The sequence below is a fragment of the Chryseobacterium sp. HR92 genome (assembly GCF_045689405.1).
Lineage (GTDB): Bacteria > Bacteroidota > Bacteroidia > Flavobacteriales > Weeksellaceae > Chryseobacterium > Chryseobacterium viscerum_A.
The window spans coordinates 3,181,713-3,200,782 of the sequence record NZ_CP139139.1 but is presented as its reverse complement, the minus strand read 5'-3'; the positions used below and the strand labels follow the sequence as shown (position 1 = coordinate 3,200,782).

At 36.7% G+C, this 19,070-nt stretch carries 12 protein-coding genes; 8 read left to right on the top strand and 4 right to left on the bottom strand.

Going from position 1 to position 19,070, the window contains the following annotated elements; all coding sequences use genetic code 11:
* Positions 1 to 78: 78 nt before the first annotated feature.
* Together SFA27_RS14280 and SFA27_RS14275 are read right to left on the bottom strand one after the other, a co-directional pair.
* The gene (locus SFA27_RS14280; protein WP_213278819.1) at positions 79 to 1,893 is read right to left on the bottom strand and encodes a RagB/SusD family nutrient uptake outer membrane protein; all 1,815 of its coding nucleotides are present in this window, start codon (positions 1,891 to 1,893) and stop codon (positions 79 to 81) included.
* 12 nt (positions 1,894 to 1,905) lie between these two features.
* On the bottom strand, positions 1,906 to 4,926 hold the full coding sequence (locus SFA27_RS14275; RefSeq protein WP_407292952.1) for a SusC/RagA family TonB-linked outer membrane protein: 3,021 nt from the start codon (positions 4,924 to 4,926) through the stop codon (positions 1,906 to 1,908).
* Positions 4,927 to 5,806: 880 nt separating this feature from the next.
* Here SFA27_RS14275 and kduI point away from each other — a divergent pair.
* From kduI to SFA27_RS14235, 8 genes are all read left to right on the top strand, one after another.
* Positions 5,807 to 6,643 (top strand): 5-dehydro-4-deoxy-D-glucuronate isomerase, encoded by an 837-nt coding sequence (gene kduI / locus SFA27_RS14270; RefSeq protein ID WP_213278821.1) that lies wholly within the window; start codon positions 5,807 to 5,809, stop codon positions 6,641 to 6,643.
* Positions 6,644 to 6,651: 8 nt separating this feature from the next.
* A complete protein-coding gene (locus SFA27_RS14265; RefSeq protein WP_407292949.1) occupies positions 6,652 to 7,434 on the top strand; it encodes a gluconate 5-dehydrogenase in 783 nt (260 codons plus the stop codon).
* Positions 7,435 to 7,452: 18 nt separating this feature from the next.
* Complete coding sequence (gene uxaC, locus SFA27_RS14260) at positions 7,453 to 8,850, top strand: glucuronate isomerase (protein ID WP_213278823.1); 1,398 nt, start codon at positions 7,453 to 7,455, stop codon at positions 8,848 to 8,850.
* 209 nt (positions 8,851 to 9,059) lie between these two features.
* A complete protein-coding gene (locus SFA27_RS14255) occupies positions 9,060 to 10,067 on the top strand; it encodes a sugar kinase (protein WP_213278824.1) in 1,008 nt (335 codons plus the stop codon).
* A 222-nt stretch (positions 10,068 to 10,289) separates the two neighbouring features.
* Positions 10,290 to 10,949, top strand: coding sequence for a bifunctional 4-hydroxy-2-oxoglutarate aldolase/2-dehydro-3-deoxy-phosphogluconate aldolase (locus tag SFA27_RS14250; protein ID WP_264518247.1), 660 nt, complete (start codon positions 10,290 to 10,292; stop codon positions 10,947 to 10,949).
* Positions 10,950 to 11,038: 89 nt separating this feature from the next.
* Positions 11,039 to 12,574 carry an MFS transporter gene (locus SFA27_RS14245; protein ID WP_213278826.1) on the top strand — a complete coding sequence of 512 codons (1,536 nt, stop codon included), beginning with the start codon at positions 11,039 to 11,041 and terminating at the stop codon, positions 12,572 to 12,574.
* Between the two features lie 150 nt (positions 12,575 to 12,724).
* Positions 12,725 to 14,188, top strand: coding sequence for a tagaturonate reductase (locus tag SFA27_RS14240; RefSeq protein WP_213278827.1), 1,464 nt, complete (start codon positions 12,725 to 12,727; stop codon positions 14,186 to 14,188).
* A 5-nt stretch (positions 14,189 to 14,193) separates the two neighbouring features.
* Entirely contained in the window at positions 14,194 to 15,807 is a 1,614-nt protein-coding gene (locus tag SFA27_RS14235; RefSeq protein ID WP_407292945.1) for a UxaA family hydrolase, read from the top strand.
* A 466-nt stretch (positions 15,808 to 16,273) separates the two neighbouring features.
* Here the strand turns inward: SFA27_RS14235 and SFA27_RS14230 are convergent, their stop codons facing one another.
* Together SFA27_RS14230 and xylE are read right to left on the bottom strand one after the other, a co-directional pair.
* Complete coding sequence (locus tag SFA27_RS14230) at positions 16,274 to 17,302, bottom strand: LacI family DNA-binding transcriptional regulator (RefSeq protein WP_213278829.1); 1,029 nt, start codon at positions 17,300 to 17,302, stop codon at positions 16,274 to 16,276.
* A 326-nt stretch (positions 17,303 to 17,628) separates the two neighbouring features.
* On the bottom strand, positions 17,629 to 19,050 hold the full coding sequence (xylE, locus tag SFA27_RS14225; protein ID WP_407292943.1) for a D-xylose transporter XylE: 1,422 nt from the start codon (positions 19,048 to 19,050) through the stop codon (positions 17,629 to 17,631).
* Positions 19,051 to 19,070 lie beyond the last annotated feature (20 nt).

The window sequence follows — 19,070 nt, the reverse complement described above, 5'->3', positions numbered from 1 at the left end:
GTTTAATTTGATTTAAAATACAGACTTAGCCAAGGCCAAGCCTGTATTCTCAACTTAATATGAATGTATTTTTAATTTCTAGTAGCCGTAATCTTGTGTAAGGTTATAATTGGACATAATGATATCACTGTAAATAGGCAATAATTCTCTTTTGTTGGGCTGGAAATATTGCGCAAAACCTTTTACAGGATCGCTGATATATGTTGGTAACACTGCGGCTCTCCACGCTATTTTAGTATATCCTGCTGGAGTTGCATCCTGAGAAGGCAGATAAAATACCTGGGATTTATCTCCTCCTGTAAAGAAAATATCGATATCATTAATATTTTGCTGTGCCGTTTTTGTAGGGTCGTAAACTGATTTCTTATAATAAAGATTCAATGGTACGTTAGCATACTGACCTGTTCCGTTGGCAAAAGCCGTTAACTTTTGTCTTGTTTCCGTAATTTTAGCATCTAATAAATTCCAGCGGATCAAGTCATATTTTCTGATCCCTTCACAACCCAGTTCCAATAATCTTTCCTGAACAAGATAATTGAAGAACCCATTTTTATCGGTAGGAATTGTTCCAACTTGTCCTAAATTTCCTGTGTAAGCCCTGTTTCTTACCGCTTTTACCGCATTGATGGCATCTGAAGAAGGCGCTCCGTGAAGTTCATTATCTGCTTCAGCAAACATTAATAATACATCTGAAAAACGCAGTAAAGGCCAGTCAACAGCAAGATTTTGAGAAGGTCCTGTTACATTGGTCCAGGACTTTCTGTATTTAGAATCTGTGAAAGAAATGGCATTTACGAGTTCAGCCTGATTAGAATTATTCACTTTGAAAATTCCAACGTTCATATCTCTTCTCAAGTCATATTTACTGAATTCGTAGAAATAAGTCGGAAGGGCATTGATTCCTCCTCCGCCTTTCCAGCTGGAGTTGTCATCATGCTTTAAGCCATTATAGTAACCGATTTTACTGTCTGTTCTTGCGTTTCCTCCGAATGCTCCTACACAGAAAATGATTTCGTTGGTGGTGTCTTGCGAGTTTGAATGTAAAGCTTTGAAAACTTGCTCGTAGCTTGGGTTTAAGCTATGTTCACCAGTATGATTCATGATGTCTTTACATTCATCAAGAGCAATTTGATAATAGGTTTGAGGATTGGTTCCCTTCACCATCTGCTGTGGATTTCTTCTTAAAGAATATCCTGCTCTTGCTAGTGCGATTCTTGCTCTTAATCCTTTTACAAAACCTTTGGAAATTCTGGCATTGGTCGTGCTTCCTTCGGATCTCCACGGAACTAAGGTTGCAGCCTGGGCAAGATCAGCAATCATTTTTTCGTAAATAACGTCCCTGTCAGTTTTCGCTAAATAAAGATTGTCATAATCTGCAGATGGTTTGTCTTGAAAAGGTATATCACCCCAGTTTCTGATCAGTTCATAATAAAACTGAGCTCTTAATGTTAAAGCTTCTCCAAGGTATCTGTCCATTAATTTTTTATCAGCGTCAGAACCTGTCTTGTAAACAGGAGACAGCGGAATGTTTTTAATGCAAAGATTGGCTCTTTCAATTCCTGAATATAATTTTAAGAAAGGCTTATTTAATTCTGTATTGGTAGGGCAGGCACCAAATGTTGCGAGACCTCTTCTGTCATTACAGTTGTAATCTCCCGAAGTTCTGAAATCATCACTTGAATGCGGATATATTAATGCTAATCTCTGCCCGTATCCGTCATCACCTGCAAGCTGGCTGTAAACTCCCACTAAAGCGGTAAATGTGTCGGATACACTATCGAATTGCTGAGCTTCTGCAACACTTGAATAGTTTTCAGGTTCAAGATAATCACTACATGAATGGATGGTGGTAAGAGATAGAATGCAACTTATTATAATTATTGTTTTTTTCATGTTAATTTTCAATTAAAAGGTTAAATCAATACCTGTTAAAATAAATCTGCTTCTAGGATATGCAGCGTAATCAACTCCCGGAGTTAAAGGGTTTCTTCTTGTACTGGCTTCAGGATCATATCCTTTGTAACCTGTGATGGTAAATAAATTATTTATCGTAGCATACAGTCTGAAATTTTTGATACCAAGCATTTCCAGTGAGTTTTTTGGCAGGGTATATCCTATTGTAACATTATTCAGTCTTAAGAAAGATCCGTCTTCGATGGCGTAAGAATGAAGGATGTAATTTCCTTGTGGCGGTGTCCACATGGTTGTGTTTGCATTTAGCGCTGCCAAAGCAGTAGGATCTGTAACTTTTACCCCCTGATCATTGAACCATCTCCATCTGTCTGCAACATCGGCAGACATGTTGTTGTCTCTGTATAAATATTGAGTGGAAAACTCGATTTTATTGGCATTATACACTTTGTTTCCGATAGAGAAATTAAAGAATAAACTCATATCCCAGTTTCTGTATCTGAAAGTCTGGCTGAAACCTCCGAAGAATTTTGGCTGTGCATTTCCAAGTTCGGTCTGGTCGGCTGCGGTAATTTGTCCATCACCGTTCAGGTCTCTCAATTTAAGATCTCCCGGCTGGATTGGTTTTGAACCGTTAGCTACAGAACTGCTGCTTGGAACTCCGTTTTTTAATGTATAAGCCTGAGTGGTCGGGTTGAAATCGAAATCACTGATCTCATAGCGTCCTTCTGTTACGTATCCATAATAAGTTCCTACAGGATTTCCCACTTTAGCAATGAAGTCATACAAACTGTTTACCCATCCTGAAGCCACCAGATAATAATCATTTCCTCCCGAAACATTCGCCCCCAGGCTTTTAATAATATTTTTGTTGGTAGAAATGTTGAAATCTGTTTTCCATGTAAAGTTTTCTTTATTGACAATAAGTCCTCCCAGTGTAAATTCCAGACCTTTGTTCTGTGTTTTTCCTGAGTTTTGATACTGATACTCATATCCTGACGTCTGAGGAATTTTTGCTAAGACCAATAAATCTTTTGTATCAGTAATATATCCATCAATGCTACCATATAATCTTCCGTTAAAAAAACCGAAGTCGAGTCCTAAGTTTTTAGATACGGTAGCTTCCCATGTTACGTTTTTGTTTGCCAAAGTATTTCCTGTAGTAGCTCCCGGAGTTACACCGCTTCCGAAGGTATATCCATAGTCGGTGGAAGTCGTGAAGAAAGTATCATAAAGGTAGGCCGGAATTCTGTTGTTTCCTGCAAGACCATACCCGAAACGTAATTTAAGCTCCTCCAGCCATTCTTTATTTTTAAGGAAATTTTCTTCTTTAAGTTTCCATGCTACAGAAACTGCAGGAAAAGTTCCCCATCTGTTTCCTACTCCGAAGACATTGGATGCATCTGCTCTTATAGAGGCTGTTATGATATATTTATTATTAAAAATATAGTTTACTCTACCAAAAAAAGAAAGAAGTCTGTCCGGAGGTAATGCACCGGTTTTGGGAGCATCCTGAATCATCCCTGAAGGTGGAGTTGCAGATTGGATATTAGCAAAAGCCTCATTAGGTGTAATAGATACTGGTAGCCATTTGGTGTATGTACTTGAGGTTTCTCCGTCAGTCTGTACAGTTTCTTCTCCCAATAATAAGTCTAATTTATGACTTCCAAATTTTTGGGTATAATTTAAAGTGTTGGTATTGGTAATTCTTCTGGTCTGGTTTCTCGTTAACTGTACAATCGGCTGATTGTTATTCGATCTTGCGTCACTGGTAACGGTGCCCCAGAACTGATTAATAAAATTATCTTTCTGAACATATCCTACAACACTTCTGAAAGTTAAGTTTTTGGTAATGTTATAATTCAAATATGCATTTAACAATAAATCATTTGTTCTTGCTTCTTTTACTTCGTTATCATTTAAAATTAAAGGATTTACAAGATTCGTTAATGTGGCGTAGTTAGGATCAAAATCATCAATAGGAACATTGCTGCCTCCTTCGAAAGGTTGATATCTTACAGCGTTTCTTAATCTGTTGGTACCCTGAGATCCACTTGCAGAAGTTCCTGCTCCTGAAATCAGCTGACGGCTGTATCGGACATTAAATCCAACCTTCAGTTTTTTTGAAATATCATAATCATATTTGAAATTAGCCATGCTTCTTCTGAAGCCGGAGGAGAGCATAATCCCATCTTCTTCCACATGATTTAAAGTCAATGAAAAAGCAGATTTATCGGAACCGCCTGTTAAGCTTAAATTATGAGTGAAGTTGAATGCTTCTTTTCCGAAAAGCTCATCCTGCCAGTCTCTTTTCTTTATATTTCTGTATTTCTCAGCAAGCTCATTGAAACTACCATATCGGGTTGTAAATGCTGTAATGTCATCGGCAATACCATTTTTATTGTAAAGCTCATACTGATACATTACAAATTCATAAGGGTCAAGAACAGGAATCGTGTTTGTGATTTTTCTTACCCCTGTGTAACCGCTGTAATTGATTTGAGCACTGGTTTTTTTGCGGCCGCCTTTTGTGGTGATCAAAACAACACCGTTGGCACCTCGCGATCCGTAAATAGAGGTAGAAGCAGCATCTTTTAAAACTTCAATAGATTCAATCTCTTTAGGAGAAATGATTGACAGAGCGTTATCCATCTGGATTCCGTCTACAATATAGAGAGGAGCATTACTTTGTGTAATAGAAGTACCGCCCCTTACCTTAATTTCAACTTCAGCGCCAGGCGAACCTTCACTGGCCGTGATCTGAACACCGGCAACTCTTCCCTGAATTGCCTCTGCCGCACTGTTTACAGGCATATCTTTTACTTCGTCAGCCTTTACAGAGCCAACAGCATTGGTAACATCTTTTTTTGAAACTTTAGAATAACCAACCAAAACCACTTCATCAATGTTTTTTTCGGTTTCCTTTTTAGTTTCTTTTTCTTGAGCCGTAGCAAGGACAGGAAGTAGAAAGACAGTTAAATATAACCACTTTATTGAATGTACTCTTTTATCCATTTTGTATCCTTATAGTTTTAATTTTTGGTTGAAAGTTTTTTTCAATCGTTTTGTTTTGTGTGGATTTGTAAAGTATTCTACTGATTTTTAGCGGCAAATATTTTCTGAAAGATTATACACATTTTAGAGTGCAATCGATTGCGTAAATTTTCATGATAAATATCCTGGCTTCTAAACTAATATTATTTTTTAATACGCAAAGAAAAAAATATTATTTTTTCATTAATTTGATTGTTGAAAGATAAATGAATTTGCAAAATAATGGACAGTTGTAATGTGATAAATCGCTGTAAATTAATTGTTTGTTCATTTAATCTTAGCTTGGGATATTGATCCGAAAGAAATCAAATTTCTTTATTCTTTATTAATTTAAAGCTTAAATTTTACTTAAAATTTATCCTTTTTTGCACCTGAAAATTTCCCAAAATGACAGTCAAGAATATTTTTTTTATAATATTTCTGATTTTTATCATCTTTTCAGATCAATATTTTTAATCAAATTTTATACTTTATATTAATTTTTCTTATTGTATACAATATATATAGTTGTTTTGGTTTATTATTATCAAATCAATATCTTAATTTTGCTATATTGTTTTGGCATAGTTTTATATTTAAAACGCTGTTTAAACATTAAATTTGGTTAATATTATCCATGCAATTTCCTAGATATTTTCCCATTTTTCATATTGTTTTTAAAATTAATAGGCTGTAAATTAGTTATTTATGGATTTGAATTAATTTTTTGTTAACTAATTAAAGAATAATTATATATTTATCCCACAAGTATTTCTATCAGATTTTAGTGTAATTTTATGCAATCGATTACACAATGTTTAACAGGTTTTGATAAAACCACAAAAGAAAAGTATAAAGTAGTATGTCACAATCAGAATTTCGTTACGCCCATCATCCCGAAGATGTAAAAAAGTATACCACTGAAGATCTTAGGAGGGAGTTTCTAATCAATGATTTATTTAATGAAGATAAGATAAAATTAGTCTATTCTATGTATGACAGGCTGATTGTAGGAGGTATTATGCCTTTAGCACAGGCTTTGAAGCTGGAACCTACGGACGATTTGAAAGCCCAGCATTTTCTTGACAGAAGAGAGTTGGGAATCATCAACGTTGGTGGTGCCGGAAAAGTAACAGTAGACGGTGACGTATATGAGCTAGGAAACAAAGAAGCTTTATACATCGGGAAAGGAGCTAAAGAAGTAGTTTTTGAAAAATCAGGTGATGCACAACCTTATTTTTATATCAATTCAGCGCCCGCACATCATACTTATCCAACTAAAAAAATCACGAAAAGTGAAGCCGAAATTGTAGAATTGGGTGAAGAGAAATATGCCAACAAGCGTACGATCAATAAACTGATTGTAAATTCTGTACTGGAAACCTGCCAACTTCAAATGGGAATGACGGAACTTCACCCTGGAAGCGTTTGGAATACAATGCCTGCGCATACTCACACCAGAAGAATGGAAGCCTATTTCTATTTTGATCTGGAAGAAGGGCAGACAGTAAGCCACTTCATGGGACAACCTGATGAAACGCGTCATATTTTTATGACCAACAGACAGGCGGTATTGTCTCCGGAATGGTCTATCCACTCAGGAGTCGGAACTTCCAATTATACTTTTATCTGGGGTATGGCCGGAGAAAATATGGACTACGGTGATATGGACGGTATCAAAACTAACGAACTAAAGTAATTTTTCCAATGAATTTATTTGATTTATCCGGTAAAGTAGCAGTCGTTACAGGCGGTACTCACGGATTAGGAATGGCAATGGCAGAAGGTCTTGCCGCTGCAGGTGCTGAACTGGCGATCACAGGTACAACACCGTCAAAATTAGAAGAAGCTTTAAACTACTATCATTCAAAAGGGTATAAAGCAACCGGTTATCTTTTTGATGTGACAGACGAGCTGGAAGCCGCTCAGAAAGTAGCTTTAATGGAAGCTGCCCATGGAAAAATTGACATCCTTGTCAACAATGCAGGAATTATCAAACGTATTCCGGCAATCGACATGGAAGTGGAAGACTTTAGAAAAGTAATCGATGTAGACCTTACAGGACCTTTTATCATGTCGAAATTAGTTGGCAAATACATGATCAAAAGAAGATCCGGTAAGATCATCAACATCTGCTCGATGATGAGTGAACTGGGACGTGACAATGTAGTAGCCTATGCTTCTGCAAAAGGCGGCCTTAAAATGCTTACCAAAAATCTGGCGACAGAATGGGCAAAACACAATATTCAGGTAAACGGAATCGGTCCCGGATATTTTGCGACTTCTCAGACAGAACCAATCCGGGTAGATGGACATCCTTTTAATGACTTTATCATCAGCAGAACTCCGGAAGGAAGATGGGGTAATCCGGAAGATCTTGCAGGAACAGCTATTTTCTTAGCTTCTGACGCAAGCAGATTCATCAACGGACAGATCATCTACGTGGATGGAGGTATTTTGGCAACCATCGGGAAGCCTGCTAATGAGTAACAACAGAATCAGATTAGAATGAAACCTTTTATTACAGATAACTTTTTATTACAAAATAAGTACGCAGAAGAATTATACTTCAGATACGCGGAAAAACAACCCATCATTGATTATCATAATCATTTGATTCCTAAAGATATTGCGGAAGACACTGTTTTCGATAACATCTCAAAGGTTTGGATTGCAGGTGACCATTACAAATGGAGAGCCATGCGTACCATGGGAGTGAACGAAAAATTCATCACAGGGGACGCTTCAGATAAAGAAAAATTTGAGGCATGGGCAAAAACAGTTCCGTATACATTGAGAAATCCTTTGTACCACTGGACACATCTGGAATTAAAAAGATATTTCGAAATTGATGAATTGTTAAATGCAGACAACGCATCGGAAATCTACGAAAATATCACCGCTCAGCTTCATACTCCTGAAAAATCAACAAGAGGCTTATTAAAAATGATGAATGTTGAATCTCTGTGCACTACGGAAGATCCTACAGATCTATTGAATTATCACCAGGATCTAGCAAAAAGCGATTTCACCATTAAAGTAAGTACTGCTTTCCGTCCTGATAAAGCAATTTTAATTGAAAATCACAACTTTGCGGATTATATTTCAAGATTAGGCGAATCTGCCGGAATTGAAATTAATTCCTATCATACTTTATGTGATGCTTTAATCAAAAGAATTGAATACTTCCATGAAAACGGCTGCAGATTGTGCGACCACGGATTAAATAATATTTCTTTTGAAGAAGCTTCACAAGCGGAAGTAAACGCAATTTTTAATGATAAAATTTCAGGAAAAGTAATTGCTGAAAAGCAGGTGAATCAATTCAAAACTGCCATTTTATTATTTTTAGGAGAAGCGTACCACAAATATGGTTGGGTTCAGCAGTTTCATCTTGGAGCATTGAGAAATAATAATGAAAGAATGCACAGAATTCTTGGTCCTGATACGGGATGGGATTCTATAGGTGACTTCGTTCAGGCTGAAACCCTGTCTAAATTACTGAATACATTAGACGGAAAAGATAAGTTAACAAAAACCATTTTATACAATTTAAATCCTGCTGACAATGAGATTTTTGCGACAATGATTGGGAATTTCAATGATGGAAGCATCAAAGGAAAAGTACAGTTCGGATCAGGATGGTGGTTTCTTGATCAGAAAGACGGTATGATCAAGCAGATGAATGCCCTTTCAAACATGGGGTTGATCAGCTGTTTCGTTGGAATGCTGACAGATTCCAGAAGTTTTCTTTCTTTCCCGAGACATGAATATTTCAGAAGAGTATTGTGTAATCTTTTCGGAGAAGAAATGAAAAACGGTGAATTACCTGATGATATCGAACTGATTGGTAAGACCATTTCAGATATTTGTTATCATAACGCAAAAAATTATTTTGATTTTTAAATTTCAAATTAAATAAAAATCTCTCGCAGATTGAGCTGATTATACCGTTTTTTTAACATAATAATCTCAATTTGCAAGAGGTAAAAATAGATTTAAATCATTAAATAAATTGAAAAGATTAAGCTGAATTAATAAAAAGTCAAATTAATTCTACATAATCTCTTCAATAAATCTTAATGATTTAAAAAAATTAAAGGTTGATAAAAAAAATGAGCAGCAAAATAGTCACATTCGGGGAAGTCATCATGCGACTTTCACCACCCGGAAATAGAACCATGAAGCAAAGCCATGAAATGGAATTCTTTTTCGGCGGAACGGAGCTTAATGTAGCATCTTCATTGGCAACAATGGGTTGTGGTGTAAGACATATCAGCAGCGTTTCTGATGATTTTGTAGGTGAATCGGCCATTTCCTTCATTAAAAGTTTTGGGATTGACACCGCATTTATCAACAAAAATGAACATCCTTTAGGTTTGTACTTTTTAGAAGTAGGCTCATCAGTTCGTGCCAGCAGAATTGCTTACAATAGACTGAACGGTTCTTTTGCCAATAGTAAGCCTGAACAGATTGACTGGAAAAAAGCCCTTGAAGGCTGCCAGTATTTCCATTGGACAGGCATAAGCCCAGGAATTTCCGAAGCCGCTTATAAAAGCCTGAAAGAAGGTTTACAAACAGCCCGTGAATTGGGAATCGAAATTACAACCGATCCTGCTTACCGTTCAAACCTTTGGAAATACGGTAAAAACGGAAACGAAGTTTTGAAAGAACTGATTTCTTATTCAACGATTTTTATCGGTGGAGTGAATGAAATTAATGAAATTCTCGGAACTCAGTTTCCCTCAGATAAAGAAGGCTTTATTGAAGCATGTAAAGAATTAAAACAGCAAATTCCTTCTATTCATAAAATTTTCGACAAAATAAGAATTGGTGTTACAGCAAGTTCTCAACAAACACAGGGAAGAGCTTTAGTTGGCGATAACTATTTTGAAACTGAATTGTTGGAAGTTAATCCTGTGGTCGATAGAATTGGGACAGGAGATGCTTTTGCAGCAGGTTTGATCTATGGGTTAATCAATTTTGATGACGAAAAAGCATTGAAATTCGCTAATGCAGCCTGTGCGATAAAACATACCATATTAGGGGACATCAATTACAGTAGTGTCGAAGATATTCTGGAAGTCATGAACGGAGGTTCAGGCGGAAGAATAAAAAGATAGCTGACTTTTGGCAATTGGCTTGTTGATAAAACTAAAAAAATGTAGACTTCGCTGAGTGAAACGCCTTTGCGAACTTGAAAATATACATCAAGCACTAAAAAGAAAATCTTTGCGCCCTTCGCATTAAAAACAAAAGATTAAGATAAAATTTTGAAGGGACAGCATACTAAAGGATGGATAAAACCCCTTCAATGATTATTTTCAACAAAGTAATTCAACAAAATGACAAAAATTCAATTGGTTACAAATACGATCATCAACCAAGGGGTTTTGCCTCTATACTATAATGCTGATGAAACAGTAACTCTGGAAATACTGAGATCACTTTACAAAGCAGGAGTTCGTGCAGTGGAATATACAAGCCGTGGTGATGCTGCGTTAAGTAATTTTACAAAAATGGTAGAAATCCGTAATGCAGAAATGCCGGAAATGCTGTTGGGAATTGGCACAATAAAAAATATAAAACAAACTGAAGAATACTATAAAGTAGGAGCAGATTTCTTTATCAGTCCGGGTTTCGTAGCTGAGGTTGCAGAATTTTTGATTCCGAAAGATCTGTTGTACAGTCCGGGTTGTATGACGCCGACTGAAATTATCGAAGCTGAAAATGCTGGCGTTACTTTCATTAAACTATTCCCCGGGAACGCATTAGGAACCGGATTTATGAGTGCGATCAAAGATGTTTTCCCCAATCTGAAATTTATGCCGACGGGTGGAGTAGATACCACTAAAGAAAGCATCGAAAGCTGGTTTAAAGCCGGTGTTTCAGCAGTAGGAATGGGAAGCAAATTGGTAAGCAAAGAATTAATGCTTGCTAAAGACTATACAACTATAGAAAATGAAACGGTAAAAGTGCTGGAAATTATTCAGACTTTAAAATAATAATGAGTAAGAAAGCTGGAAACACCTTGTGATCCTGGCTGAGTGAAACATCTTAAAAACATTCAAACAAAACTAATTCTAAAATTAATATGAGTTCAGTTAAGTCTCTTAAACCGAGCAACTTCAGATGGACGATATGCTTTTTGCTGTTCATTGCAACAACAATCAATTATCTTGATCGTCAGGTTTTATCTTTGACGTGGAAAGATTTTATCGCACCGGAATTTCACTGGAACAATAATGATTATGGAAATATCACGGCATTATTCTCTATTTTCTATGCAGTAGGAATGCTTTTCGCTGGAAAATTTGTCGATTGGATGGATACTAAAAAAGGTTTCCTGTGGGCAATCGGAATCTGGTCTGTCGGTGCAGTTTTACATGCATTTTGCGGAATTGCAACTTCAGGAATTCTTACCGGAAACTGGTTGGCAGGCTTTCACGGATCTAAAGAATTGATTTCTACAGTTTCCAATACCTCTGCCATCATCAGTACGAGTGTAACGCTATTTATTTTTGCACGTTTCGTATTGGCTATTGGTGAAGCAGGAAATTTCCCGGCAGCAATTAAAACTACAGCGGAATATTTCCCTAAAAAAGACAGAGCTTTAGCAACAAGTATTTTCAATGCAGGAGCAACGGTTGGGGCTTTGGCAGCTCCGGTTACCATTCCTTTTATTGCAAAAGCCATGGGATGGGAATGGGCATTTATCATCATTGGAGCGTTGGGATTTGTATGGATGGGATTATGGATTTTCTACTACAAAAAACCTCACGAACATCATAAAGTTAACGAGCATGAATTAACCTATATTCAGCAGGATCAGGAAGACTTTGCTGCTGAAGAAAATACTGTGAAGGCAGAAGAAAAAAAGTTCACTTTCAAAGAATGTTTCAGTTACAGACAGACCTGGGCTTTTGTCTTTGGAAAATTTATGACAGACGGCGTTTGGTGGTTCTTTTTATTCTGGACTCCGGCTTATTTAAGCTCCGTTTACAAAATGGATTCTACACAAAGTGCATTACCATTATTCGTTCTTTATATGATTACTTTATTGTCAATCATCGGCGGTTGGCTTCCAAAATATTTTGTGGAAAAGAAAGGCATGAATGCTTACTCAGGAAGAATGAAAGCAATGCTGATTTTCGCATTTTTTCCTTTGTTGGCCCTTTTAGCACAACCTTTAGGTTCGTTAACGTATTGGATTCCGGTTTTAATTATCGGAATTGCAGGAGCAGCACATCAGGCCTGGTCGGCAAATATTTTTTCGACAGTAGGCGATATGTTTCCGAAAAAAGCTATTGCAACCATTACCGGAATTGGCGGAATGGCGGGTGGAATTGGTTCATTCATTATTAATAAATCTTCAGGCGTATTGTTCGATCATGCTCATAAAGCCTGGTCCACGGTTGACGGAATTCCTTTATTGGAAAAATACCCTCAATACATCAACGAAAGATTACCCGACGGATTTTTTGAGCAGTTGGAAAAATCAGGATCAGTAGTTGTAGACGGAATCGACAAGGGCTACATGATCATATTTTCAGCCTGTGCCGTAGCATATCTTATCGCATGGACAGTAATGAAAATATTGGTTCCAAAATATAAAGTGATAAGTCAGTAGAAAAAAAATCTTGGTTAAAATTAGCGTTCTTCGCTGAGTGAAACGCCTTTGAAGCTTAAAAAGTATACAGCATGTTAGCAAAAAAAACTTGCGGACTTTGCATTAAAAATTTTATAGAATTAAAAATATCATTTAATTCAAATTAGAAAGATGGAAAATCAGACAAAACAAAAATTAAATCGTGAATTAAACAATTCTCAGGAAAAACTTCCTATTAAAATAATACAGTTTGGAGGCGGAAATTTTATGAGAGGATTCACAGATTATGTCATTGATAAATTAAATAAAGAAGCGGGATTCAATGCCGGAATTGTAAACGTTCAGCCAACAGCGGGCGGCTCAGTTCATAAATTGGAAGAACAGGGTAATCTATACACGCTTTTCTCAAGGGGAATTAAAAAAGGGGAAATTATTGATACAAAACAGGTAATTTCTGCGATTCAGAAGTCGATTAATCCTTATACAAATTATGATGAATTCTTAGCGTTGGCGAAAGAAGAGGAATTAGAATTTATCTTCTCAAACACAACAGAAACAGGAATTTCTTATGACGAATCAGAAAATAATTACATTGGTCCGCACAAGAATTTTCCTGCAAAACTAACGGTTTTATTACACGAGAGATTCAAACATTTCAACGGAGCTGCAGGTAAAGGCGTGAGAATTATTCCTTGCGAATTGATTGAAGACAATGCGTTTGTATTGAGAGATATGATCCTGAAGTATGCCCGACTTTGGAATTTAGATCCTGATTTTGCACAATGGATTAATCAAAGTAATTACTTCCATAATACATTGGTCGACAGGATTGTTCCGGGGTATCCGAAAGATGACGCAGAATCATACGAAGATCAGTTGGATTATGAAGATCAGATGATGGTTGTTTCTGAAACATTCTTACTTTGGGTAATTCAGGATGCCGGAAATGTAAAAGAGAGAATTCCTTTCGATAAAATTAATGAACAGATTTTGGTGGTTGATGATATTCAGCCGTACCGTTTGAGAAAAGTGAGAATCCTTAATGGCGGTCATACCTTAATGTTGGCTCCGGCAATTTTATCAGGAAAGGAAACGGTAAAAGAATCTATTGACGATGCATTTATCGGGAAGTTTTTAAGGGAAACCATTTTTAATGAAGTAAATCCGACGTTAGGTCTTGATGAAACGGAACTGAAAGATTTTGCAGAAGAAGTTTTTGACAGATTCAGAAATCCTTTTATTAAGCATTATCAGGCGAGCATTGCACTGTATTTTGTTTCTAAATTTAAAGTAAGAATCCTTCCGAGTTTGCTGGGTTACGTTGAAATTAATCAAAAATTACCACTAAATCTGGTATTCTCTTTGGCAAGCTTAATCAGATTCTATCAGGGAAATTTTGGTGAAAAATCTTTGCCAATTAATGATGAAGAATCCATTGTTGCTCAATTCAAAGAAATCTGGACAAACGGAGATTATGGGAAAGTTGCAGAATTATCATTAAGCGAAACCACTTTCTGGGATATAGACCTTACTCAGGTTGGCGGACTGAAAGATGCAGTAGCAAAAGCTTTGTGGGAAATAGACCACAACGATGTAGAAATTGCGTATCACAACTTTATACAATTTTATTCTTAGGAAAAATGCAAAAGAAAGTATTAAAAGTAAATCCCAAGGATAATGTAGCGGTGGCACTGGTAGATCTGGCGCGGGGAGAAACGGTTACTTTGGGTGAACTTACTTATGAAATTATAAAAGACACGAAGGCGAAACATAAATTCGTGACCGAAGATATTACCGTAGGTGATTCTATTATCATGTACGGAGTTTTGGTGGGAAAAGCCAGCCTGCCGATCCGGAAAGGAGAGGTGATTACCACTGAAAACGTAAAACATCAAAGCGCAAAAGTAGGAGGTAAAACAGAAACCACTACCTGGACCGCTCCCAATGTTGATAAATGGAAAGATAAAACATTTATGGGCTATCACCGCGACGACGGACAGGTGGGAACAGAAAATGTCTGGTTATTTTTTCCGCTGGTTTTTTGTGAAAACAGAAATGTTGAGATTTTAAAGGATGTTTTTGAAAAAGAACTGTTGTTTGAAAAAGTGACAAAACATCAGTTATTGTTAAGATCATTAATCAATAATTCTGAAACGGAAGCTGCTGTTGAAGAAGAGCAGGATTCAAGAATATTTAAAAATATTGTAGTTAAATTCATTACACACCAGGGAGGTTGTGGCGGAATTCGTCAGGATGCCGAGGCATTGGGAAGATTGCTGGCAGGATATGTTAACAATCCGAATGTAGCCGGAGCAACCGTTTTAAGCTTGGGTTGTCAGAATTTACAGGTTCAGATCTTTAAAGATGCCTTGGAAAAAATCAGTCCGGATAATAAAAAGCCAATCATCGTTTACGAACAGCAAAAGTCCGGAACGGTAGATGAAATGTTAAGCGGAATTATTAAAGATTCTTATGAAGCCATCAAACACGCTAATGAAATAGAAAGAAAACCAGCATCCCTTTCTAAACTTGTTTTAGGGTTGGAATGCGGTGGTTCAGACGGTTTCTCAGGTATTTCTGCAAACCCGGTTTTAGGACAACTGTCAGATTTAATGGCTGGAATCGGAGGTTCAACTATTCTTTCAGAATTCCCGGAGTTATGTGGAGTGGAGCAGGAGCTTGTCAACCGTTGCGTAAAGGAAGAAGATGCAGAAAGATTTTTACAATTGATGAAAGATTTTGAAAATTCAGTTGTTGCTGCAGGATCTGGCTTTGATATGAATCCGTCACCGGGGAATATTAAAGATGGCTTAATAACAGATGCCATGAAATCTGCAGGAGCAGCTAAAAAAGGAGGTTCATCGCCAATAAATGATGTACTCGATTTTACAGAATACATCAAAGAACCGGGCTTAAATTTATTGTGTACACCTGGAAATGACGTGGAATGTACTACAGCTTTAGTGGGCTCAGGTTCCAATGTTGTTTTATTCACAACAGGTCTGGGGACTCCTACAGGAAATCCTGTGGTTCCCGTAGTGAAAATTTCATCAAATACATCGTTATCAGAAAGAATGCCGGATATCATCGATTTCAATACAGGAGACGTGATTACAGGGGAAAAGTCAATAGACGAAAAAGCAGAAGAATTGTTAGAATTTATCATAGAAGTTGCCAGCGGACAGGTAAAAACCAAAGCGGCAATTCTCAATCAGAACGATTTTATCCCTTGGAGACGGGGCGTAAGTTTATAGTTCTTGTTTTTATATATAAATTATTAGATTTGAAAATGCTTTCAACAGGATGTGGGAAGCATTTTCTTTTGGAGTAAATTAAGTTTAAACACAAATGAAACAAATATTTTCACGAACAAACATAATGTTTTTAATCATTAGGAGCGGACTTTTGTCCGCCTAAGAATATACAATCCGATTGGCTTTGCCCAAAACTTAAGAATGCTGAGATTACTTTAGAATGGCAAACTGAGACATTAACGACATAGGAAAATAGAGCGTTAAGAAAAATTAAAAATTAATCCGTTAAAAAATTCCCACTGTTCGATGCACGAGACAATTTTTGAACCGAAGAACAGATAGCAAATTCGCGCAAGTTTGGGAACTTTAGGATTAAGTTTTAATTTTTAGCGGCAGTTTCCAGGTCTTGAATTTTTGTTTCTTTTGTTTGACTATGTCGAATCGTTGATTTCAAGACAAAAGAAAATCACTTCCTTTTTGAAGACTTCCTGATATAAAGCTGTGGTGCCAAAACCACTTTTTTCTCAATAGAAACCCCGGAATTATTCTCTTTCACGCTTTCAATAAAAACCTGTCCTGCCATTTTCCCCATCGTCAGGGGAGTCTGATCTACAGAACTTATCGGAAGCTCCATAAATTGTGTAAAAGGTTCATTAGAAAAGCCAATAACAGCAACTTCCTGTGGGATTTTGATTTTACGTTTTTTCAGTTCCTGGCAAGCACCTAACGCAGCAAAATCACTGGATGAAAAGATGGCATCCGGAACAGATTTTTTATCCCAAAGTTTTTTAACCGCATCAATTCCTTCATCGATTGAACTTCCTGTTGTGATAATATTTTCTTCTTTTATGCTTAAATTATGGTCCATTAAAGCCTGTTTGTAACCTTTCAGACGGTTCTCATAAATTTCCAGATTTAAGTCTCCGGAGAAATGGCAAATATTTCGGTACCCTTCATTAATCAGATGTTCAGTCGCCATATAACCACCGCGATAATCATCAATAGTTACTGTACTTATTCCTGAAATATCCTTTTTACGGTCAAAAAATATAATAGGAGTATTGGTGGAACTCAGAATATTCTGAATATGTTCGGTATCAATAGTCGTTTTGGAAACAGACATGAAAATCCCATCAACCTGAGCATTAAGCAAAGTATTTAAGTGTCTTTTTTCAATATTTACATCTTCATGGCTCTGGCAGATAATTACATGATAACCATGTGGAGAAAGCTCTTCTTCAATTCCACGGATTACGGATGAAAAGAAATTGGTATTAATATAAGGCACAATAATTCCTACGTTTTTTGTTTCCCCGCTTTTCAGAGCTTTGGCAAGGTTATTTTGTTTGTAGTTCATTTCTTTGGCCGTTTTCTTTACCAAATCTTTCGTTGCCTGGCTTATTCTCGGATGGTCGTTCAATGCTCTGGAAACAGTTGCCACACTTACGTTAAGCTTTTTCGAGATGTCATATATTGTGGCATTTTTCTTATTCATACATGCTTTTTCTGAAGTTTTGGGTATGTCTGGGATAACATACATTATAGTCGTAAATTTAATCAAATTATGTCTATCAAAAAGGAAATATTGAGATTTTATACAAGATTAAGAGTGATTAAAATCAGATTAAGCCTAAAAAATATTGAATTGGCTAATTTTTATTGAGATAGGGTTGAGTTTTTATCTAAAATAAAAACCGAATTCGCTGGAATCAAGCTTATTAACAACAAAAATTTGATTTAATGATAAAAAAGATCGGTTAGTTTAACCAAAGGACACCGAAAACCGATGTCCCCATGGCTAACTATTGATCTAAAAAATAATTAACTTTTCCAAAGTTTTTCAATTTCCTCCAAAGATTTCCCTTTAGTTTCCGGAACCATTTTCCATACAAAAAACAGTGATAAAACACTCATCACTCCGTAAAAACCATAAGTAAAAGCTCCGCTAAACTCCATCATAAAAGGATAGGTGGAGGAGATCAGGTAATTGGCGGCCCATTGAGCTGCAACTGCAACTGCAATCGCTGCCCCCCTGATTTTATTAGGAAAAAGTTCTGAGATCAAAACCCAACAAATCGGTCCCCAGGACATCATAAAAGATGCGGTATAGATGATGATGAAAACCAAAGTTGCAATTCCGATAATATGCAAATAAGAGAAAATGGCAATGGCAAACATTCCCATTGCCATTCCTATGGACCCTACGATCAGTAATGGTTTTCTTCCCCATTTATCAACCGTGAAAATAGCAACCACTGTAAAGATAACGTTAACCAATCCCATAACAACAGTTTGCAGCATTGAAGCATCTTTGTGAACACCCATGCTCTCAAAAATCCTCGGAGCATAGTATAAAGCTACATTAATTCCCACAAACTGCTGAAAAACAGAAAGTAAAATTCCAATAATAATAACTGTTTTCCCGAATGTAAAAAGCTCACTTTTATGTTGAGCAACAGTTCCCTTAATTTCCTGAAAAATTTCATGTCCTCTAAGCTGCCCATTAATTTTTGTTAAAATTTTAAGCGCTTCATCATCTTTTTTAGTTAAGGTTAAATATCGGGGAGTTTCCGGAACAAAAAACAGTAAAATCCCGAATAAGGCAGCCGGAATTGTCAGGGATAAAAACATATAACGCCAGCCGATATCGTTGATCCATTCTACTGATTTTCCGTCGGCAATACCCCAGTTGACAAAATATACTACCAGCATCCCAAAAATTATGGCAAACTGATTTAGAGAAACCAATCTTCCACGAACTTCAGCAGGGGCTATTTCTCCAATATACATCGGGCAAACCGCGGAAGCAAGACCAACACCAATTCCTCCAATAATTCTATAAAAGTTAAAAGCCAGCAAAACACCCAATGATTGTTCACCCTGCTTAAAAAATAAAAATTCAGGATAAGCAGCTCCCAAGGCACTGATGAAAAATAAAAATGCAGCTACCATCAGTGATTTTTTCCTTCCTAATCTGGTTGAAAAATATCCGGAAACAACCCCTCCGATGACACACCCTATCAATGCACTGGAAATAGTGGCTCCATGAGCCAATGAACTCAGTCCCAATGGGATAATTAAATATTCCTGAATGGACTTTTCTGCCCCCGAAATAACGGCTGTATCATATCCGAACAAAAGCCCTCCCAAAGTGGCAACCAATGTAAGCATGGTGACATATACCATGTTGATTTCTGCCTTTGTTCCTGAAGAATATTTCGTGCCCGAATCTATTATTTGCATAGTCTCATATAGTTTTAGTT

Coding starts and splice junctions, on each gene's coding strand:
- SFA27_RS14280 (WP_213278819.1), bottom strand. CDS start 1,893: ATGAAAAAAACAATAATTATAATAAGTTGCATTCTATCTCTTACCACC.
- xylE (WP_407292943.1), bottom strand. CDS start 19,050: ATGCAAATAATAGATTCGGGCACGAAATATTCTTCAGGAACAAAGGCA.
- SFA27_RS14275 (WP_407292952.1), bottom strand. CDS start 4,926: ATGGATAAAAGAGTACATTCAATAAAGTGGTTATATTTAACTGTCTTT.
- SFA27_RS14230 (WP_213278829.1), bottom strand. CDS start 17,302: ATGAATAAGAAAAATGCCACAATATATGACATCTCGAAAAAGCTTAAC.
- SFA27_RS14235 (WP_407292945.1), top strand. CDS start 14,194: ATGCAAAAGAAAGTATTAAAAGTAAATCCCAAGGATAATGTAGCGGTG.
- SFA27_RS14255 (WP_213278824.1), top strand. CDS start 9,060: ATGAGCAGCAAAATAGTCACATTCGGGGAAGTCATCATGCGACTTTCA.
- SFA27_RS14240 (WP_213278827.1), top strand. CDS start 12,725: ATGGAAAATCAGACAAAACAAAAATTAAATCGTGAATTAAACAATTCT.
- SFA27_RS14245 (WP_213278826.1), top strand. CDS start 11,039: ATGAGTTCAGTTAAGTCTCTTAAACCGAGCAACTTCAGATGGACGATA.
- SFA27_RS14265 (WP_407292949.1), top strand. CDS start 6,652: ATGAATTTATTTGATTTATCCGGTAAAGTAGCAGTCGTTACAGGCGGT.
- SFA27_RS14250 (WP_264518247.1), top strand. CDS start 10,290: ATGACAAAAATTCAATTGGTTACAAATACGATCATCAACCAAGGGGTT.
- uxaC (WP_213278823.1), top strand. CDS start 7,453: ATGAAACCTTTTATTACAGATAACTTTTTATTACAAAATAAGTACGCA.
- kduI (WP_213278821.1), top strand. CDS start 5,807: ATGTCACAATCAGAATTTCGTTACGCCCATCATCCCGAAGATGTAAAA.